Here is a 17340-nt window from a genome sequence, read left to right as displayed (position 1 = left end):
TCAGGCGACCAGGCCGGCCCGGAACCCGGCCGCCACGGCGTGTGCCCGGTCCCGGGCGCCCAGCTTGCGGAACAGTCGCCGGGCGTGCGTCTTGACGGTGTCCTCGGAGACGAACAACTCCCGCCCGATTTCCGCGTTGCTCTTGCCCTCCGCCATGCCGAGCAGCACCTGAAGCTCACGCTCGGTCAGCCCGACCGCGCTGCGCGGCGTCCGCGCCGGTCGCTGGGCGCCACCGGCCGGGGGCGCCTCGGCCCCGTCCGCAGCCGGGTCGTTCGGGTCCTCGCCGCGCTGCACCGGCACCACCGTGGGCAGGCCGGCGGCGTCCGTCGCGGTCGCCGGCCAGCCGGGCCCGCCCGGGGTACGCCCCGACGCCGCCGCCCGGGTCGACCCGCCGACTGCCGCCGCGTCCCGAGCCGGGTCGGCCACCCGGTGCCGGTTGGTCCGCCCGGGGGCGGAGAGCAGCAGCAGCGCCTTCGCCACCGCGCTGGTCAGATCGTGGTCGGCGTTCTGGATCAGACCGCGCGCACCGGCACTGATCGTGGCCGCCGCCGACTCCGACTCCTCCGGGCCCAGCAGCAGCACCGCGGCCTGCGGGGCGCGGGCGAGCACCCGACGCACGAAACCGGGGCTGTCCGGCCGGGTGAGGGCGGTGTCGGCCAGCACCACGTCGACCGGACGCTCGGCGAGCCGCAACATCACCTCGGGATCGGAGACGGCCGTCCGGACGACGCCGGACAGCCCGAGCCGCGCCGCCGCGGAGGTCAGATGCTGGGCCGCCAATGGTGTCCGAACGCACACGAGAACGCTACGCACTGTGGTCTCCTCTCCGACTCAGAGCAGACCACGTGGGGGTCGGCCGGGGAGGGGGTTCCGGGCAATCATCCGAACTTTTCCGACATCTGGTGCATATGCCGCTGACTGTCCGAGGTTTTCGATCACAGATGTGTGAGGCGGGGTCAGCTCGGGTACCGAGTCGTTCATCCGGAACCGGCATCCCGCGCGGACCGCCGCCCGGTAGCTGGCCACGAACATTCTCCGCGGTGCCGCGCGGGAGGAGGGGTGCTGATGTCGAACGTACGTAGGCTGCCTGGACCCATCGTCGACCTCTGGGACTGGCAGCGGCTCGGCGCCTGCCGTGGCCGCGACAGCGCCCAGTTCTTCCACCCGGACGGCGAGCGCGGCTCCTCCCGACTGCGCCGGGAGACCGGCGCCAAGTCCGTGTGCCGCGCCTGCCCGGTGCGCGCCGAGTGCGCCGCCCACGCCCTCGCGGTCCGCGAGCCCTACGGCGTCTGGGGCGGCTTCAGCGAGTCCGAGCGGCTGCGCCTGCTCGCCCTCGGCTGGGAGGACCTGGCCGACCGCCGGCAGAGCCGGGTGGACATCGCCCGGCTGGAGGCGCGCCTCGGCCGGCCGCACAAGACCGCCGTGCCGGACCAGCGCAAGGTTGCCTGACCCACCGCGCTCCTTCCGATGCCGCGCCCCGTCCCGGGGCGCGGCATCGCCGCTTCGGCCACCCTTCCGGCTGCCTAGGAACTTGATGACCTGAACGACTCAGGCGAGTGACGGCAGCGCCCGCAGCAGCGGCCGCCCCGAGGCGTGGGGGTCGACCCCGAAACCGAATCGTTCACGTCATCAAGTTCCTAGGCAGGTCCGAGGCCCTTCCCGACCCCCGCGGATCGCCTCTGCCTCACCTGGCCGACCGCCGCACGGCCCGCCAACGCGGTCACCCCGTCCCGCCCGGTCACGCCCCGGACCGCCGCGCCCCGCATCGCCACACCGCGTCGCGGTCCGTAGCGTCTGACGGCGCCGACGGGCCTGGACCGGTCAGGCGACGGTGACCGTGACGGTGTGCCAGCCGGTGGCGCCGTCGGGGGCCACCGGGCTGCGCCGCTCCGGCTGCGTCTCGCCGGCCGCGTCGGTGGCGCGTACCTGGAGGGTGTGCTCCCCGGGCGCGGCGTCCCATCGCCACGACCACTGCACCCAGGTGTCCGTCGACACCGCCGGGGCCAGCGTCGCCTCCCGCCATGGGCCGTCGTCCACGCGTACCTCGACGCGGCGGACGCCGCGGTGCTGCGCCCACGCCACCCCGGCGACCGTCACCGGGCCGGCGGCCGGGCGGCTGCGGGCACGCGGGGTGTCGATCCGGGACTGGGTCTTGACCGGGCCCTGGGCGGACCAGCCGCGCGGCACCCAGTACGCGTCGAAGTCGGCGAAGCTGGTCAGCTCCAGCTCGGTGACCCACTTGCACGCCGAGACGTACCCGTAGAGGCCGGGCACCACCATCCGCACCGGGAAGCCGTGCTGGACCGGCAGCGGCTCGCCGTTCATCCCCACCGCCAGCAGCGCGTCCCGCCCGTCGCGCAGCACCGAGGTGGGGGTGCCGCAGGTCCAGCCGTCCACCGCGCGCCCGACCACCTGGTCCGCACCCTCCTCCGGGTCGGCCTCGTCGAGCAGCTCCTTGATCGGCACGCCGAGCCAGCGGGCGTTGCCGATCAGGTCACCGCCGACCTCGTTGGAGACGCAGGCCAGGGTCACGTACCGCTCGACCATCGGGCGGGCGAGCAGGTCGTCGAAGCTCAGCTCGATCGGGTTGCGGACCCGGCCGTGGATGCGCAGCCGCCAGGTCACCGGGTCCACCTGCGGCACCACCAGCGCGGTGTCGATCCGGTAGAACTCGCGGTTCGGCGTGACGTAGGGGGCGAGCCGGGGCAGCGACAGGTCCGCGCCGGCCGGTACCGGCGGCGCGGGCATCGCGGGCGCGGGCAGCGTCACCGCCTCCCGGGCCGCCGAGACGCCACGCCGGCCGGCCAGCCAGTGCCCGCCGAGCCCGGCCACCGCCGCCGCCCCGGTCAGCAGGCCGACGCCCCGCAGGAACCGACGTCGCGACTCCGGAACGTCGTGCCGGGCCGGCTCCCAGCCGCCCGGGGTCTCCTCCTCGCGCGCGAACGCGGCAGCCGCCGGGGGTGGCGGGGGTGGCGGGGGCGTGGAAGGGGGCGTCCCGGCCGGCTCACCGGCGGCCAGGTCGACCTCGTGGCGGTCCGGCACCTGTCCGGCGCGCGCCCGGTCGACCCCGGCGCGGTCCGGCCCCTGCCCGGGGCGCGCCCGGTCGACCTCGGCGCGGTCCGGGCTCAACGGGCCGGCGACGAACGCCCAGAGCGTCAGTCCGCCGAGGCCGGCGCCGACCAGGGAGGGCAGCGCGTCGAACGCGTCCGCGCCGGGTCGGGTCAGCGCGGCGGCGACGCCGAGCACGGCGAACACGGCGATGCCGGCCAGGCCGACCGCCAGTCGCCGGGCCGCCGCCAGGCCGAGCAGCGCCGCGAAGCCGGCCAGCAGCAGCGCCGTCCCGACCAGCAGGGCGATCTTGTCGTACGTGCCGAAGACGGCGATGGCGAACTGCTTGAGCGGCTCGGGCACCAGGTCGACGACGACACCGCCGACGGCGATCAGCGGGGCGGACCGGGGGCCGGTCAGGACGGCCACCGGCTCGGCGGTGCCGAGCGCCACCACGGCGGCGACGACACCGGCAAGCGCCGCGTGGCGGCGGGAGATCATGCGCACGCCGTCCAGTCTGGTCGACCGGGCGGGCCGGCTGCCAATCTCGTCAGCGTTCCGTAAGCACGTCGGGGCACACCGCCGGCTCGGCGGTGCGCCCCGACGTCGGGCGTACTCCTCGGGTCAGAAGCCCGGGCCGTGCTGGTGGCCGTGGCCGTGCGAGTGGCCGTGCCCACCGGCGGCGGCCGGCTCCGGCTCGGCCGGCTTCTCCACGACCAGGCTCTCGGTGGTGAGCAGCAGGCCGGCGATCGACGCGGCGTTGGAGACCGCGTTGCGGGTCACCTTCACCGGGTCGAGGATGCCGGACTTGGCCAGGTCGACGTACTCGCCGGTGGCGGCGTCGAGGCCGGTGCCCCACTCCTGGGCGACGACCTTCTGCACCACCACGTAGCCGTCGTGCCCGGCGTTCTGCGCGATCCAGCGCAGCGGCTCGACCAGCGCCTTGCGCACGATCGAGACGCCGACCTTCTCCTCGCCGGTGAAGCCCAGGTCGTCGTCGAGCACCGGCAGGATCTGGGCCAGCGCGGCGCCGCCGCCCGGGACCGTGCCCTCCTCGACCGCGGCCTTGGTCGCGGCGATGGCGTCCTCGATGCGGTGCTTGCGCTCCTTCATCTCGACCTCGGTGGCCGCGCCGACCTTGATCACCGCGATGCCGCCGGAGAGCTTCGCCAGCCGCTCGGCCAGCTTCTCCCGGTCCCACTCGGAGTCCGAGGCCTCGATCTCCTTGCGGATCTGGGCGACCCGGTCGGCGACCTCGGAGGACTGACCGCCACCGTCGACGACGGTGGTGTTCTCCTTGTCGACCACGACGCGACGGGCGGTGCCGAGCACCTCCAGGCCGACCTGGTCGAGCTTGTAGCCCAGCTCCGGGGCGACCAGCTCGGCGCCGGTCAGGATGGCCATGTCCTGGAGCATCGCCTTGCGGCGGTCGCCGAAGCCGGGGGCCTTGACCGCGCAGACCTTGATGGTCTTGCGGATGGCGTTGACCACCAGCGTGGACAGGGCCTGGCCCTCGACGTCCTCGGCGACGATGAGCAGCGGCTTGTTGTTCTGGAGGACCTTCTCCAGCAGCGGCAGCAGCTCCTCGATGGCCGAGATCTTCTGCGTGGTGATCAGGATGTACGGGTCCTCCAGGACCGACTCCTGCCCCTCCACGTCGGTGACGAAGTTCGGCGAGATGAAGCCCTTGTCGAACTGGAGACCCTCGGTCACCTCCAGCTCGGTGGTGAGCGCCGAGCCCTCCTCGACGGTGATGACACCGTCGCGGCCGACCCGCTCCATCGCCTCGGCGATCAGCTCGCCGATGGTGGAGTCCTGCGCGGAGACGGTCGCGACGTGCGCGATCGACTCCTTGCTGGCGACCTCGACGGCCTTGCCGAGCAGCGCCTCGGAGACCTTGGCGGCCGCCGCGTCGATGCCCCGCTTCAGGCCGGTCGGGTTGGTGCCGGCGGCCACGTTGCGCAGGCCCTCGCGGACCATGGCCTGGGCCAGCACGGTGGCGGTGGTGGTCCCGTCGCCGGCGACGTCGTTGGTCTTGGTCGCCACCTCCTTGACCAGCTGCGCGCCGAGGTTCTCGTACGGGTTGGTGAGCTCGATCTCCTTGGCGATGGTCACGCCGTCGTTGGTGATCGTGGGCGCACCGAACTTCTTGTCCAGGACGACGTTGCGACCGCGCGGGCCGAGGGTGACCTTGACCGCGTCCGCGAGGGCGTTGACACCGTGCTCGAGCAGGTGCCGGGCGTCGTCCGAGAAGCTGAGGATCTTCGCCATCAGTATCCCTTCGAAGCGACGTTGCCCCGGCCCGGCGAGCCGGACCGGGGCAACGACACTGATCGGTTGCTTACTTCTCGATGACCGCGAGGACGTCGCGGGCGGAGAGCACCAGGTACTCCTCGCCGGCGTACTTGACCTCGGTGCCGCCGTACTTCGAGTAGAGGACGGTGTCGCCGACCTTCACGTCGACCGGCACGCGGTTGCCCTTGTCGTCGATCCGGCCCGGGCCGACAGCGAGGACGGTGCCCTCCTGCGGCTTCTCCTTGGCGGTGTCGGGGATCACGATGCCCGAGGCGGTGGTGGTCTCGGCCTCGTTCGCCTGGACCACGATGCGGTCCTCGAGCGGCTTGATCGCAACCTTGGTCGCGGTAGTCACGGGCATACCCTCCCGGGTACTTGGTGTCGTTACCGGTCGGCATGCCGACCAGCGTCAATCTGCCACATGCCACCGGGCGGGGCCGTCGTCGCGGGTGCCGGTCCGCCTGGCGCTCAACCCCCGGGCACGGGCCCGGGCGTTGGCACCCTCAGGGTGAGAGTGCTAATCGCAGGTTATTCCTCGGCTAGCACTCCGTCAAGGAGAGTGCCAGCGCGTCGCCCGCCGTGTCGGCCACCAGGCGGGTCGGGAGAATGAGCGGGTGGACCTCGACCAGCTCACCGCGCTGCGTACCCCCGAGGGGTCGGCCGCGCTCGCCGCGGCGGCGCGGGTGGCCGGCGGCGACCCCCTGGCGGCGGCCGCCGCGCTGCGCTCGGCCGGGATCCCGGGCGGGCTCGCGGCGGCGGCGCTGACCCAGGCGGAGCTGCGCCGCCGGGCCGCCGGCAAGTTCGGCGCGGTGGCGGCCGGGATGTTCTTCACCCGGCCGGGGCTGGAGCAGGCCACCCGCCGGGCGGTCGCCGACCGGCGGGCCGCGCGGCTGCGCGCCGCGGGCGTGACCACGCTCGCCGACCTGGGCTGCGGGCTGGGCGCCGACGCGCTCGCCGCGGCCCGCGCCGGCATCCGGGTGTACGCGGTGGAGGCCGACCCGGTCACCGCGGCGATGGCCGCCGCGAACGCCGAGGCGGCCAGGCTGGCCGACCTGGTCACGGTGGAGTGCGGCGACGCCACCACGTTCGACGTGAGCCGGGTCGACGGGGCGTTCTGCGACCCGGCGCGACGACGGGCCGGCACCGGCCGGCGCATCTTCGACCCGAACGCCTACTCGCCGCCGTGGGACTTCGTCGTCGGGCTGGCCGAGCGGGTGCCGCGCACCGTGGTCAAGGTGGCGCCCGGGCTGGACCACGCGCTGATCCCGGCCGGCGCCGAGGCGGAGTGGGTGAGCGTCGACGGGGACCTGGTGGAGGCCGCGCTCTGGTGCGGGCCCCTCGCGGACGTCCCCCGCCGCGCCACCGTGCTGCGGGAGAAGGAAGGGCCCCCTGTTAACGCCTCCGGTAGAGGAAGGGCCCCCTCTTATCACCTCACCGGCACCGGCGCGGTCGACGCGGCGGTAGGCCCGGTCCGGCCGTTCCTGTACGACCCGGACCCGGCCGTGGTGCGCGCGCACCTGGTCGCCGAGCTGGCGGCCGACCTCGACGCCACCCTCGCGGACCCGTCGATCGCCTACCTCTACGCGGACGCGGCCCGGCTCACCCCGTACGCGCGCTGCCTGGAGGTCACCGACGTGCTGCCGTTCTCGCTCAAGCGCCTGCGCGCGCTGCTGCGGGAGCGCCGGGTCGGCCGGGTGGAGATCCTCAAGCGCGGTTCGGCGCTGGAGCCGGAGAAGCTGCGCCGCGACCTGCGCCTGGCCGGCGAGGCGGCGGCCAGCCTGGTGCTCACCCGGGTGGCCGGTGCGCCCACCGTGCTGATCTGCCGCCCGGTGCCGGCCGCCGCCTGACCGCCGTCCCCGGCCGGCGCCCGTTCCGGCTCGCCGGGGAGCCGCAGCCGGGTTAGCTTGACGGTCATGGCGGGACAGGGCACTCCGGCGACCGCGCTGCTGGCCAAGCGGAAGATCGCGCACAGCACGCACCCGTACGACGTCTCGCCGGACGCGCCGAACTACGGCGCGCTGGTCGCCGCCGCGCTCGGGGTGCCGCCGGAGCGGGTGTTCAAGTCGCTGGTCACCGAGGTGGACGGCGAGCTGACCGTGGCCGTGGTGCCGGTGACCGGCGAGCTGGACCTGAAGGCCCTCGCCGCGGCGGTGGGCGGCAAGCGGGCCGCGCTGGCCGACCGGACAGTGGCCGAACGGGCGACCGGCTACGTCCGGGGCGGGATCAGCCCGCTCGGGCAGCGCCGGCGACTGCCGACGGTGGTCGACGCCTCCGCGTCGACACACCCGACGGTGTACGTCTCGGCCGGCCGCCGGGGCCTGCAGGTGCAGCTCGCGCCGGGTGACCTGGTGGCGCTCACCGGGGCGCGGACCGCCCCGATCGCCGCCGGTTGAACCACCCGTAGCGGACGGTGGGAGCGTTTCCGCCGCGGGTGTCGGCCGGGTGACAACCGCGTTGCTGAATTGTTACCGCCGCCAACAAACTTCTGACCTCGGCACTCTTGCGGAGCGCGGGAAGCGCGGAATACGTTGCCGGACACAACAAAACATCGACCTCTACTCCCCCACCCCCCGAAAGGACCCGTGCACATGCGCAAGGGACTCCTCACCTTCGCGGCCGTCGGTCTCCTCGCGACCGGCAGCATGGCCGCCTGTGGTGACAACGGCGGTTCTTCCGACCAGGCCGGCGGCTCCAGCGACAAGAAGCCGAAGATCGGCGTGATCCTGCCGGACAGCAAGTCCTCCGCCCGCTGGGAGGGCGCGGACCGCAAGTTCCTCAAGGAGGCGTTCGACGCCGCCGGCGTGGAGTCGGACATCCAGAACGCGCAGAACGACAAGACCGCGTTCCAGACCATCGCCGACCAGATGATCACCAACGGCGTCAACGTCCTGATGATCGTCAACCTGGACTCCGGCACCGGCAAGGCCGTGCTCGACAAGGCCAAGTCGCAGGGCGTCGCCACCATCGACTACGACCGGCTGACCCTGGGCGGCTCCGCCCAGTACTACGTCAGCTTCGACAACGAGGCCGTCGGCAAGCTCCAGGGCGAGGGCCTGAGCAAGTGCCTGACGGACAAGGGCGTCAAGAACCCGTCGATCGCGTACCTCAACGGCTCGCCGACCGACAACAACGCCACCCTGTTCAAGAACGGGTACGACTCGGTCCTCAAGCCGAAGTTCGACTCGAAGGAGTACACCAAGGTCGCCGACGACTCGGTGCCGGCCTGGGACAACGCGCAGGCCGCCACGATCTTCGAGCAGCAGCTGACCAAGGCCGGCGGCAAGATCGACGGCGTGCTCGCCGCCAACGACGGTCTGGGCAACGCGGCCATCTCGGTGCTCAAGAAGAACAAGCTCAACGGCAAGGTCCCGGTGACCGGTCAGGACGCCACCAAGGAGGGCCTGCAGAACATCCTCGCCGGTGACCAGTGCATGACCGTCTACAAGGCGGTCAAGAAGGAGGCGGACGCCGCCGCCGAGCTGGCCATCGCGCTCGCCAAGGGCGAGAAGAAGGAGACCGGCCAGACCGTCAAGGACCCGGAGGGCAACCGGGACGTGCCGGCCGTGCTGCTGGAGCCGAAGGCCATCTACAAGGACAACGTCAAGGACGTGGTGGCCGACAACTACGTCACCAAGGAAGAGCTCTGCACCGGTGCGTTCGCCAAGCTCTGCACCGACGCCGGCGTGAGCTGACCCAACCCGCTCAGGCGGCGCCGCCCGGCACGGGGAAACCCGGGTCGGGCGGCGCCCACGCCGGACGGGATCCGAGACCTCCCTCCGCCCAAAGGAGACACCCGTGTCCGCAACCCCCCTGCTGGAGCTACGCGGGATCGACAAGAGCTTCGGTCCCGTCCAGGTGCTGCGTGACGTCGCCTTCACCGCCCACCCCGGCGAGGTGACCGCGCTGGTCGGCGACAACGGCGCCGGCAAGTCGACCCTGGTCAAGTGCATCAGCGGCATCTACCCCACCGACGCCGGCGAGTTCCTCTTCGACGGCCGTCCGGTGAGCATCAGCAGCCCCCGGGACGCCGCCGCGCTCGGGATCGAGGTCGTCTACCAGGACCTGGCGCTCTGCGACAACCTCGACATCGTGCAGAACATGTTCCTCGGCCGGGAGAAGCGCAGCGGCATCGTGCTCGACGAGCCGACCATGGAGCAGATGGCCGCCGAGACCCTGGCCGGCCTGAGCGTGCGCACCGTGAAGTCGCTGCGCCAGCACGTGTCCAGCCTCTCCGGCGGCCAGCGGCAGACCGTCGCCATCGCCAAGGCGGTGCTCTGGAACAGCAAGCTGGTCATCCTGGACGAGCCGACCGCCGCGCTCGGCGTCGCGCAGACCGCCCAGGTGCTGGAGCTGGTCCGGCGGCTGGCCGACAACGGCCTGGCCGTCGTGCTCATCTCGCACAACATGAACGACGTCTTCGCCGTCTCCGACCGGATCGCCGCGCTCTACCTCGGCCAGATGGTCGCCCAGGTGAAGACCACCGACATCACCCACTCGCAGGTGGTCGAGCTGATCACCGCCGGCCGTTCCGGCGCCCTCGGCCTCGCCGGCGAACCGGGCAGCAACGGCACCGGCGCCGCGCCCGCCGACACCACCCCAGGAGCCGTCCGATGACCGCCACCGCCGTGAAGAAGGAAGGCCCCGCCGGCGTCGCCCCGGCGCCGACCGTGGGCAGCCACGTGAACAACTACTGGCGCCGGGTACGTGGCGGCGACATCGGCGCCCTGCCCGCGGTGATCATGCTCCTCGTGCTCGCCGTCGGCTTCTCGATCGCCCGCCCGTCGTTCTTCACCGCCGGCAACCTGGCGAACCTGTTCACCCAGGGCGCCGCGGTCACGTTGATCGCCATGGGTCTGGTGTTCGTGCTGCTGCTCGGCGAGATCGACCTCTCCGCCGGCTTCGCCAGCGGCGTCTGCGCCGCGATCCTGGCCAACGTGGTCACCGTGCTCGGCTACCCCTGGTACGTGGCGGTGCTCGCCGCCGTCGTCACCGGCGTGGTCATCGGCACCGTGCTCGGCCTGCTGGTCGCGAAGGTCGGCATCCCGTCCTTCGTGGTCACCCTCGCCGGCTTCCTCGCCTTCCAGGGCGTCGTGCTGACGCTCATGGACGAGGGCGCCAACATCGCGGTCCGCGACGACACCCTGGTCGCGATCGCCAACCGCAACCTCTCCCCCGCGCTGGGCTGGGCGCTGGCCGCGGTGGCCGTCGCCGGCTACGCGGCCGTGCAGCTGCTGCGGCACCGCAACCGGTCCGCCCGCGGCCTGCTCACCGACCCGATCGCGGTGGTCGCGGCCCGGATCGGCGGGCTCGCCGTGATCCTCGGCCTCGCGGTCTACGTGCTCAACCTGGAGCGCAGCCGCAACGTGCTGGTCGTCTCGCTCAAGGGCGTGCCGATCGTGGTGCCGATCATCGCGGTGCTGCTGGTCGTCTGGACGTTCGTGCTCCAGCGCACCAGCTACGGCCGGCACATCTACGCCGTCGGCGGCAACGCCGAGGCGGCCCGCCGGGCCGGCATCAGCGTGGACCGGATCCGCATCTCCGTGTTCGTCATCTGCTCCGGGATGGCCGCCATCGGCGGCATCGTGGCGGCCAGCCGGGCCAACTCGGTCGACCCCAACACCGGTGGCAGTAACGTACTGCTCTACGCCGTCGGCGCGGCGGTGATCGGCGGCACCAGCCTCTTCGGCGGCAAGGGCCGGGTCCTCGACGCCGTGCTCGGTGGCGCGGTGGTCGCGGTGATCGACAACGGTATGGGACTGATGGGGTACAGCTCGGGCGTGAAGTTCGTGGTCACCGGCGTGGTGCTGCTCGCCGCGGCGACCATCGACGCGTTGTCGCGACGGCGCGCCGCCGCCACCGGCGTGCGCTGACCCCGGGTACGGACACACCATGGCAGTGGCAATGCGCGCGGGTCCCAGCCAGGACGAGATCCGCCGGCAGAACCTGGGCGCATTGCTCCGCTACGTGCACGTGCACGGGGCCACCACGCGCGCGGAGCTGACCACCGCGCTCGGGCTCAACCGCAGCACCATCGGCGCGCTGACCGCGGACCTGGCCGGCGCCGGTCTGGTCAGCGAGGGGACGCCGAAGGAGACCGGCCGGGCCGGGCGACCGTCACTGGTCGTCCGGCCCGAGTCGGGACGGGTCTACGCGTACGCGTACAGCGTCGAGGTGGACCGGCTGCGGGCCGCGCGGGTCGGCCTCGGCGGTGAGGTGCTCGACCGCCGGGAGCTGGACCGGCCGCGCAACCTGGTCGCCGGGGAGGCCGCCCCGCTGCTGGCCGGCGCGGTCAAGGAGATGCACCATGCGGTGCCGCCGGACTCGTTCTGCGTGGGCGCCGGGGTGGCCGTGTGCGGCATGGTGCGCCGCGACGACGGGCTGGTCCGGCTCAGCCCGACCACCGGCTGGGTGGACGAGCCGATCGGCGCGGCGCTCGCCGACGAGCTGGGCATCGACGTGCCGATAACGGTGGGGAACGTGGCCGACGTGGCCGCGTACGCCGAGCACGCCCGGGGCGCGGCGACCGGCTGCGACAACGTCATCTACCTGTACGGCGACGTCGGCGTGGGGGCGGGCATCATCGCCGGCGGCCGACGGTTGACCGGGCACGGCGGCTACGGCGGCGAGGTCGGCCACATGGTGGTGGTCCGCGACGGTGTGCGCTGCGACTGCGGCCGGCGCGGCTGCTGGGAGACCGAGGTCGGCGAGCACGGGCTGCTGCGCGCGGCCGGCCGGTCCGAGGCGCGCGGGCGGGAGGCTCTGCTGGCCGTGTTCGACGCGGCCGACCGGGGCGACGCCCGGGCGCAGAGCGCGGTGCGGCAGGCCGGCGACTGGCTCGGTTTCGGCGTGGCCAACCTGGTCAACATCTTCAACCCGGAGATGGTCATCTTCGGCGGCACCATGCGCGACCTCTACCTGGCCGCCGCGGCCCAGGTCCGCAGCCGGCTCAACTCCAACGGGCTGCCCGCGTGCCTGGAGCACGTGCGCCTGCGTACCCCGAAACTCGGTGACGACGCGGCGCTGATCGGCGCGGCCGAACTGGCCTTCGAACGCCTCCTGGCCGACCCGCTGAACTGATCGGCCCGGCGATCCGTACCAGTGTGCGGACGGCCGGCGGGCTCGGCCGTCCGCGACCCCACGAAGCGGTCCGGACCGAGGAGGCAACCCAACCATGGCATCGCTGGAATCCGCACGTCGCCGGCTGGCGCACCGGGTGACCCTGCTGCTCGTCGCGATCGGCGCGGGGATCGGCGTCCTTCCCGGCGCGGCGCTGGCCGCGCCCAACCCCGGCGTGCAGATGAACGCCGCCGACATGACGCTGCTCAACGGCGTACGGCTGGCCGGGCTCTGGGAGATGCCGGCCGGGACGATGGCCGCGGAGAAGGGCAAGTCCCCCCGGGTCCGGGAGGTCGGCGCGGAGATCGCCCGCCAGCACGGCGTGCTGGACCAGCTGGTGGTCGAGGCGGCCAACAAGTTGGGGGCGGTCCTGCCGACGGACCCGACGGCCCAGCAGAAGGGCTGGCTGACCGAGATGCAGAACGCCAACGGCGCGCAGTTCGACCAGATCTTCGTCACCCGGCTCCGGGTCGCCCACGGCAACATCTTCCCGGTGATCGGCGCGGTCCGGGCCAGCACCAAGGATCCGATCGTGCGCAAGCTCGCCGAGGACGCCAACAAGTTCGTCAACGACCACATGACCATGCTAGAGAGCACCGGACTGGTCCGCTGGCAGCAGCTGCCGCCGCCCGCGCTCCCGCCGGCGCAGAGCGACTCGCTGGTCGCGGCCGCCCAGGCGAACGTGGGCAGCGGGAGCGGGCTCCAGGTGGGCACCGGGATCGTGTGGGCGGTCTTCCTGATCGCGCTGGGCACCGGCGGGTTCACGACCTGGCGGCTGATGCGCCGCGCCTGAGGGACGTCGGGCCCCGGTCGCCGACCGGGGCCCCTTTCTCGTACGGTCAGCGGTCGACCTGGGTGAAGTCCCAGCTGTGCGGCGGCCGGGCGACCAGGCGCATGGGCGGCTCGGGCAGCTCACGCGGGTTGCTCCGCCACTTGGAGACGACCACCAGCCGGTGGTCGGTGGAGGAGAACACCTCGCTGGAGACGTGCATCGGGTCGTGCTCGAACTCGGGCAGCGCGGTCTCGCATACCCAGGTGATCAGCTCGGCGAAGCCGTACGACTCGGCCTTCGCCTCCCACATCCGGACGATCATGTCGGTCCCCTCCCCGTTCAGACGCTGACCACGGTCAGCGGCATCGCGGAGTCGGCCGGCAGGTCGAGCCGGCTCGGCGCGACGCCCGCGGCGACCAGGTGCGACCCGAGCGCGGCCACCATCGCGCCGTTGTCCGTGCAGAGTTTCGGCCGGGGCGTACGGACCCGGACGCCGTACTTGTCGGCCCGGTGCTCGGCCATCGCCCGCAGCCGGGAGTTGGCGGCGACCCCGCCGCCGATCACCAGCGTGTCGATGCCGCTGCTGCGGCACGCGTCCAGCGCCTTGCCGACCAGCACGTCGCAGACCGCCTCCTGGAAGGACGCCGCCACGTCGGCCACCGGCACCGGCTCGCCGGCCCGCTGCCGCGCCTCCACCCACCGGGCCACCGCCGTCTTCAGCCCGGAGAAGGAGAAGTCGAAGCGGTGACCGACCAGGTCCTTCGCGGCGGTCAGCCCGCGCGGGAACGCGATCGCCGCCGGGTCGCCGGCCCGCGCCTCCCGGTCGATGTACGGTCCGCCGGGGAACGGCAGCCCGAGCAGCCGGGCCACCTTGTCGAACGCCTCCCCGGCCGCGTCGTCGATGGTCGCGCCGAGCGGCACGACGTCCCGGGCCAGGTCGTCGACGCGCAGCAGCGAGGAGTGCCCGCCGGAGACCAGCAGCGCGATCGCCGGCTCGGGCAGCGGTCCGTGCTCCAGCGTGTCCACGGCCACGTGTGCGGCGAGGTGGTTCACCCCGTACACCGGCTTCTCCGCGGCCACCGCGTAGCCCTTCGCGGCGGCGACGCCGACGAGCAGCGCGCCGGCCAGGCCCGGTCCGGAGGTCACCGCGATCGCGTCGATGTCCGCGATGGTGACCCCGGCCTCGCGCAGCGCCCGGTCCATGGTCGGCACGATCGCCTCCAGGTGGGCCCGGCTGGCCACCTCGGGCACCACCCCGCCGAACCGGGCGTGCTCCTCGACGCTGGAGGCCAGCGCGTCGGCGAGCAGCGTGTGCCCGCGCACGATGCCCACGCCGGTCTCGTCGCAGGAGGTCTCGATGCCGAGGATCAGGGGTTCGTCAGCCATGCTCGTCAGTCCTCGGTGCGCTGCATGACCAGCGCGTCGGTGTTGCTCGATTGGTAGTAGCCGCGCCGCACGCCGATCGGCTCGAAGCCGTGGGTGGCGTAGAGGCGCTGGGCCGGGGCGTTGTCGGCGGCGACCTCCAGCAGCGTGTTGCGGACGCCCCGCCGGGCCGTCTCGGCGAGCAACGCCTCCAGCAGCTGCCGGCCGACACCCCGACGCTGGACGTCCCGGCGGACCGCGACGTTCTGCACCCACGCCTCGTCGGGCGGGTAGACGGCCAGCCCGGCGTAGCCGAGCACGGCGCCGTCGTCGTCGGTGGCCACCAGGTAGAAGTGCCCGTTCGCGAGTTCGTTCCAGAACATCGCCGGGGACCACTGCTCGGCGCCGAACAGGTCCGCCTCGAGGGGCAGCACCTCCTCGACGTGCCACCAGCGGAACCGGCCGATCCTCACGGCAGGACCGGCTTGTGGCCGGTGGCCGCGACGGCGTCCGGTCGGCGCAGGTAGAGCGGGGTCAGCGGCTCACCGGGGGCGCCCGCGCGGATCCGCTCGGCGGCGAGGCGGGCCAGCGCCAGCGGGTCCGGGTACCGGGGCTCCTCGCGCACCGGCAGCCCGAGCACGTCCGCGTACCGGTGCGCGCCGTCGCCGACCGCGACGCCGACCGCCAGGTCGCGGGCCCGCTCCGCGACCACCGCCGGCGCCGCCACGTCCGGCCCGGCGACGCGTTCGCCGGCGCCGTCGTAGACGGCCCAGTAGACCTCCCGGCGGCGCGCGTCGCTCGCGGCCAGCACCGGGTCGCCGGCGGCCGCCGGGTGACCGATCCCGTCGAGAGAACAGACACCGTACGTGGGGATGCCGAGCACCTGGGCCATGGTGGCGGCGGTGACCAGGCCGACCCGCAGCCCGGTGAACGGCCCCGGGCCGAGCCCGGCGACGATCGCGGCCAGGTCGGCCGGGCGCGCGTCCACGTCGGCCAGCACCGCGTCGACCTGCGGCGCAAGCAACTCGCCGTGGGCCCGGGCGTCGACCGTGCACCGGGACGCGCGGACCGCGACGCCGGCCGCCGAGACCTCGACCAGCGCCGCGGTCACCGCGGGCGTCGAGGAGTCCACCACGAGTACGAGCACGGTTAGCCAGCCTAGCCGTCCCGCCCGGCCGGTCAGGCCACGCCCTCGCCGCCGCCGCCCGCGCCCGCGACGGACGGTGACGCCGTCGGGTCACGGCACCCCTCGAGAGCGATATACCGCTGGGTCATATTTATGACTGAGCGGTATATCGCTCGAAACTGAGGTGCCATCCTTTCGGGATGACCGAGAGTCGCCTCGCCGGGCAGGTCGCCCACGCCGTCCGGCACGAGCGGGAACAGGCGGGACTGACCCAGCAGGCGCTGGCCGGGCGGGCGGGGCTGAGCCAGGCCGCCGTCGCCCGGATCGAGCGGGGCGACCGGCTACCGAGCCTGCCGACCGTGGAACGGCTGCTCGGCGCGCTCGGGCGCCAGCTCCGGATCGAGGTGGAGCCGCTGGACAGCCACCTCGACGCGACGCTCGACAAAGCCGCCGGGACTGCGTTGACCGACCGGATCGCGGATCTCGGGCTGGACCGGATCATCGACGCCCTGGACGACCTGCCGTACGTGCTGACCGGCGGCACGGCGGCCCTGCTCCAGGGCGCTCCGCTGCCGGTGGACGCGGTCGAGATCGCGGTGCGCTGGCGGGACGCGCCCCGCTTCACCGAGTGGCTGGAGCGGGCCCACGCGCAGCGGTGGAACGCACGCTGGGAGGAGTGGGGCGGGATGCACCCGGAGCCCGAGGAGCCGGGCGCGCACCGTTGGCGGACCCGCCACGGCGAACTGCGCGCCCGGATGTGCGAGGAGTTGCCCGAGCCCGTCGAGATCCGCCTCGGAGAGCGTACGTACCCGGTCGAGCCACTGGTCGAAATCGAGGTGACGGACCCGCGCACGGCCGAGCTGCTCCGCCGGCACCGGCGGCGCCTCGCCGCAGCCGGCGAGGCGCCGGACGACTCAGCCGGCTGAGCGTTCCCAGTCGACGGTGGGCAGGCCGGCGTCGGCGAGCGCCTTGTTGGCCGCGCTGAACGGGCGGCTGCCGAGGAAGCCGCGCGGGTTCATCGGGCTCGGGTGCCCGGCCTCCAGCACCACGTGCCGCGGGTTGGTGACCAGCGCCGCCTTCTTGCGGGCGTAGCCGCCCCAGAGCAGGAACACCACCCGCTGGTCGAGCGCGTCGAGCGCCCTGATGGTGGCGTCGGTGAACTCCTCCCAGCCCCGGTTGGCGTGCGAGCCCGGCGTGGCCTGGCGGACCGTGAGCACCGAGTTGAGCAGCAACACGCCCTGCGCCGCCCAGCCGTCGAGGTTGCCGCTGCGCGGCTTCGGCACGCCCAGGTCCTCGCCCAGCTCCTTGAAGACGTTGCGCAGCGACGGCGGCACCGTCACGCCCTCACGCACGCTGAAGCTCAGCCCGTGCGCCTGCCCCGCCTTGTGGTAGGGGTCCTGCCCGAGGATGAGCACCCGCGTCTGCGCCGGCCCGCACAGGCGGTAGGCCGAGAACAGGTCCTCCACCGGGGGGAAGACCGTGGCGGTCGCGTATTCCCGGGCGACGAACTCGGCCAGCGCCGCGGTGCGGGCCGGGTCGAGGTGCGGGGCGATCGCCTCCCGCCACGGCTCGGGCAGGAGCGCCAACAGGTCGAGGGCGGGGGCGTCGTCGGGCATCGGCA

Annotated in this window: 17 protein-coding genes and 2 pseudogenes; 9 read left to right on the top strand and 10 right to left on the bottom strand. The window is 73.4% G+C overall.

The window, feature by feature from the left end:
* The gene (locus CO540_RS23695; protein WP_099163685.1) at window positions 1–813 is read right to left on the bottom strand and encodes a response regulator transcription factor; all 813 of its coding nucleotides are present in this window, start codon (window positions 811–813) and stop codon (window positions 1–3) included.
* 252 nt (window positions 814–1065) lie between these two features.
* Between CO540_RS23695 and CO540_RS23690 the strand changes: the two genes are divergently transcribed.
* Window positions 1066–1449, top strand: a complete 384-nt coding sequence (locus CO540_RS23690) for a WhiB family transcriptional regulator (protein ID WP_091576957.1) — start codon at window positions 1066–1068, stop codon at window positions 1447–1449.
* 372 nt (window positions 1450–1821) lie between these two features.
* Here the strand turns inward: CO540_RS23690 and CO540_RS31385 are convergent.
* From CO540_RS31385 to groES, 4 genes and pseudogenes are all read right to left on the bottom strand, one after another.
* Window positions 1822–2892, bottom strand: a pseudogene (locus CO540_RS31385) (molybdopterin-dependent oxidoreductase); the annotation flags it as partial.
* Window positions 2893–3117: 225 nt separating this feature from the next.
* Window positions 3118–3549: pseudogene (locus CO540_RS31380) on the bottom strand (molybdopterin-binding oxidoreductase); the annotation flags it as partial.
* A gap of 123 nt (window positions 3550–3672) precedes the next feature.
* On the bottom strand, window positions 3673–5319 hold the full coding sequence (groL, locus tag CO540_RS23680) for a chaperonin GroEL (RefSeq protein WP_098747289.1): 1647 nt from the start codon (window positions 5317–5319) through the stop codon (window positions 3673–3675).
* Window positions 5320–5389: 70 nt separating this feature from the next.
* A complete protein-coding gene (gene groES / locus CO540_RS23675) occupies window positions 5390–5704 on the bottom strand; it encodes a co-chaperone GroES (protein ID WP_088998427.1) in 315 nt (104 codons plus the stop codon).
* A gap of 253 nt (window positions 5705–5957) precedes the next feature.
* On the opposite strand from groES, the gene CO540_RS23670 reads away from it, so the two are divergent.
* From CO540_RS23670 to CO540_RS23640, 7 genes are all read left to right on the top strand, one after another.
* The gene (locus CO540_RS23670) at window positions 5958–7190 is read left to right on the top strand and encodes a methyltransferase domain-containing protein (protein ID WP_099163683.1); all 1233 of its coding nucleotides are present in this window, start codon (window positions 5958–5960) and stop codon (window positions 7188–7190) included.
* 66 nt (window positions 7191–7256) lie between these two features.
* Complete coding sequence (gene ybaK / locus CO540_RS23665; protein WP_099163682.1) at window positions 7257–7736, top strand: Cys-tRNA(Pro) deacylase; 480 nt, start codon at window positions 7257–7259, stop codon at window positions 7734–7736.
* Between the two features lie 195 nt (window positions 7737–7931).
* Window positions 7932–9035 (top strand): sugar ABC transporter substrate-binding protein, encoded by a 1104-nt coding sequence (locus CO540_RS23660; RefSeq protein ID WP_099163681.1) that lies wholly within the window; start codon window positions 7932–7934, stop codon window positions 9033–9035.
* Between the two features lie 103 nt (window positions 9036–9138).
* Window positions 9139–9957 carry an ATP-binding cassette domain-containing protein gene (locus CO540_RS23655; protein ID WP_099163680.1) on the top strand — a complete coding sequence of 273 codons (819 nt, stop codon included), beginning with the start codon at window positions 9139–9141 and terminating at the stop codon, window positions 9955–9957.
* A complete protein-coding gene (locus CO540_RS23650) occupies window positions 9954–11213 on the top strand; it encodes a sugar ABC transporter permease (protein WP_099163679.1) in 1260 nt (419 codons plus the stop codon). The genes CO540_RS23655 and CO540_RS23650 overlap by 4 nt, the downstream gene beginning before the upstream one ends.
* Window positions 11214–11244: 31 nt before the next feature.
* Window positions 11245–12420 carry an ROK family protein gene (locus CO540_RS23645; protein ID WP_099163678.1) on the top strand — a complete coding sequence of 392 codons (1176 nt, stop codon included), beginning with the start codon at window positions 11245–11247 and terminating at the stop codon, window positions 12418–12420.
* Between the two features lie 94 nt (window positions 12421–12514).
* Window positions 12515–13252 carry a DUF4142 domain-containing protein gene (locus tag CO540_RS23640; RefSeq protein ID WP_099163677.1) on the top strand — a complete coding sequence of 246 codons (738 nt, stop codon included), beginning with the start codon at window positions 12515–12517 and terminating at the stop codon, window positions 13250–13252.
* A gap of 46 nt (window positions 13253–13298) precedes the next feature.
* Here CO540_RS23640 and CO540_RS23635 read toward each other — a convergent pair whose 3' ends face one another.
* The 4 genes from CO540_RS23635 to tsaB are packed head-to-tail and all read right to left on the bottom strand — an operon-like array spanning window position 13299 to window position 15740.
* The gene (locus tag CO540_RS23635; protein WP_091570300.1) at window positions 13299–13553 is read right to left on the bottom strand and encodes a hypothetical protein; all 255 of its coding nucleotides are present in this window, start codon (window positions 13551–13553) and stop codon (window positions 13299–13301) included.
* A gap of 17 nt (window positions 13554–13570) precedes the next feature.
* Complete coding sequence (gene tsaD / locus CO540_RS23630; RefSeq protein ID WP_099163676.1) at window positions 13571–14617, bottom strand: tRNA (adenosine(37)-N6)-threonylcarbamoyltransferase complex transferase subunit TsaD; 1047 nt, start codon at window positions 14615–14617, stop codon at window positions 13571–13573.
* Between the two features lie 5 nt (window positions 14618–14622).
* Entirely contained in the window at window positions 14623–15066 is a 444-nt protein-coding gene (gene rimI / locus CO540_RS23625; RefSeq protein ID WP_099163675.1) for a ribosomal protein S18-alanine N-acetyltransferase, read from the bottom strand.
* Window positions 15063–15740 carry a tRNA (adenosine(37)-N6)-threonylcarbamoyltransferase complex dimerization subunit type 1 TsaB gene (gene tsaB / locus CO540_RS23620; protein ID WP_099163674.1) on the bottom strand — a complete coding sequence of 226 codons (678 nt, stop codon included), beginning with the start codon at window positions 15738–15740 and terminating at the stop codon, window positions 15063–15065. The genes rimI and tsaB overlap by 4 nt, the downstream gene beginning before the upstream one ends.
* A gap of 179 nt (window positions 15741–15919) precedes the next feature.
* Between tsaB and CO540_RS23615 the strand changes: the two genes are divergently transcribed.
* Complete coding sequence (locus CO540_RS23615) at window positions 15920–16645, top strand: helix-turn-helix domain-containing protein (protein WP_099163673.1); 726 nt, start codon at window positions 15920–15922, stop codon at window positions 16643–16645.
* On the opposite strand, the gene ung is transcribed toward CO540_RS23615, so the two are convergent.
* A complete protein-coding gene (ung, locus tag CO540_RS23610) occupies window positions 16634–17335 on the bottom strand; it encodes a uracil-DNA glycosylase (protein WP_099163672.1) in 702 nt (233 codons plus the stop codon). The genes CO540_RS23615 and ung overlap by 12 nt on opposite strands.
* Between the last annotated feature and the right edge of the window lie 5 nt (window positions 17336–17340).

The sequence above is a fragment of the Micromonospora sp. WMMA2032 genome, from assembly GCF_002688545.1.
GTDB lineage: Bacteria > Actinomycetota > Actinomycetes > Mycobacteriales > Micromonosporaceae > Micromonospora > Micromonospora sediminicola.
This window is presented reverse-complemented; position numbering and strand designations above follow the sequence as displayed.

Coding starts and splice junctions, on each gene's coding strand:
- CO540_RS23690 (WP_091576957.1), top strand. CDS start 1,066: ATGTCGAACGTACGTAGGCTGCCTGGACCCATCGTCGACCTCTGGGAC.
- CO540_RS23645 (WP_099163678.1), top strand. CDS start 11,245: ATGCGCGCGGGTCCCAGCCAGGACGAGATCCGCCGGCAGAACCTGGGC.
- CO540_RS23650 (WP_099163679.1), top strand. CDS start 9,954: ATGACCGCCACCGCCGTGAAGAAGGAAGGCCCCGCCGGCGTCGCCCCG.
- ybaK (WP_099163682.1), top strand. CDS start 7,257: ATGGCGGGACAGGGCACTCCGGCGACCGCGCTGCTGGCCAAGCGGAAG.
- CO540_RS23640 (WP_099163677.1), top strand. CDS start 12,515: ATGGCATCGCTGGAATCCGCACGTCGCCGGCTGGCGCACCGGGTGACC.
- CO540_RS23635 (WP_091570300.1), bottom strand. CDS start 13,553: ATGATCGTCCGGATGTGGGAGGCGAAGGCCGAGTCGTACGGCTTCGCC.
- groL (WP_098747289.1), bottom strand. CDS start 5,319: ATGGCGAAGATCCTCAGCTTCTCGGACGACGCCCGGCACCTGCTCGAG.
- groES (WP_088998427.1), bottom strand. CDS start 5,704: ATGCCCGTGACTACCGCGACCAAGGTTGCGATCAAGCCGCTCGAGGAC.
- ung (WP_099163672.1), bottom strand. CDS start 17,335: ATGCCCGACGACGCCCCCGCCCTCGACCTGTTGGCGCTCCTGCCCGAG.
- CO540_RS23615 (WP_099163673.1), top strand. CDS start 15,920: ATGACCGAGAGTCGCCTCGCCGGGCAGGTCGCCCACGCCGTCCGGCAC.
- tsaD (WP_099163676.1), bottom strand. CDS start 14,617: ATGGCTGACGAACCCCTGATCCTCGGCATCGAGACCTCCTGCGACGAG.
- CO540_RS23660 (WP_099163681.1), top strand. CDS start 7,932: ATGCGCAAGGGACTCCTCACCTTCGCGGCCGTCGGTCTCCTCGCGACC.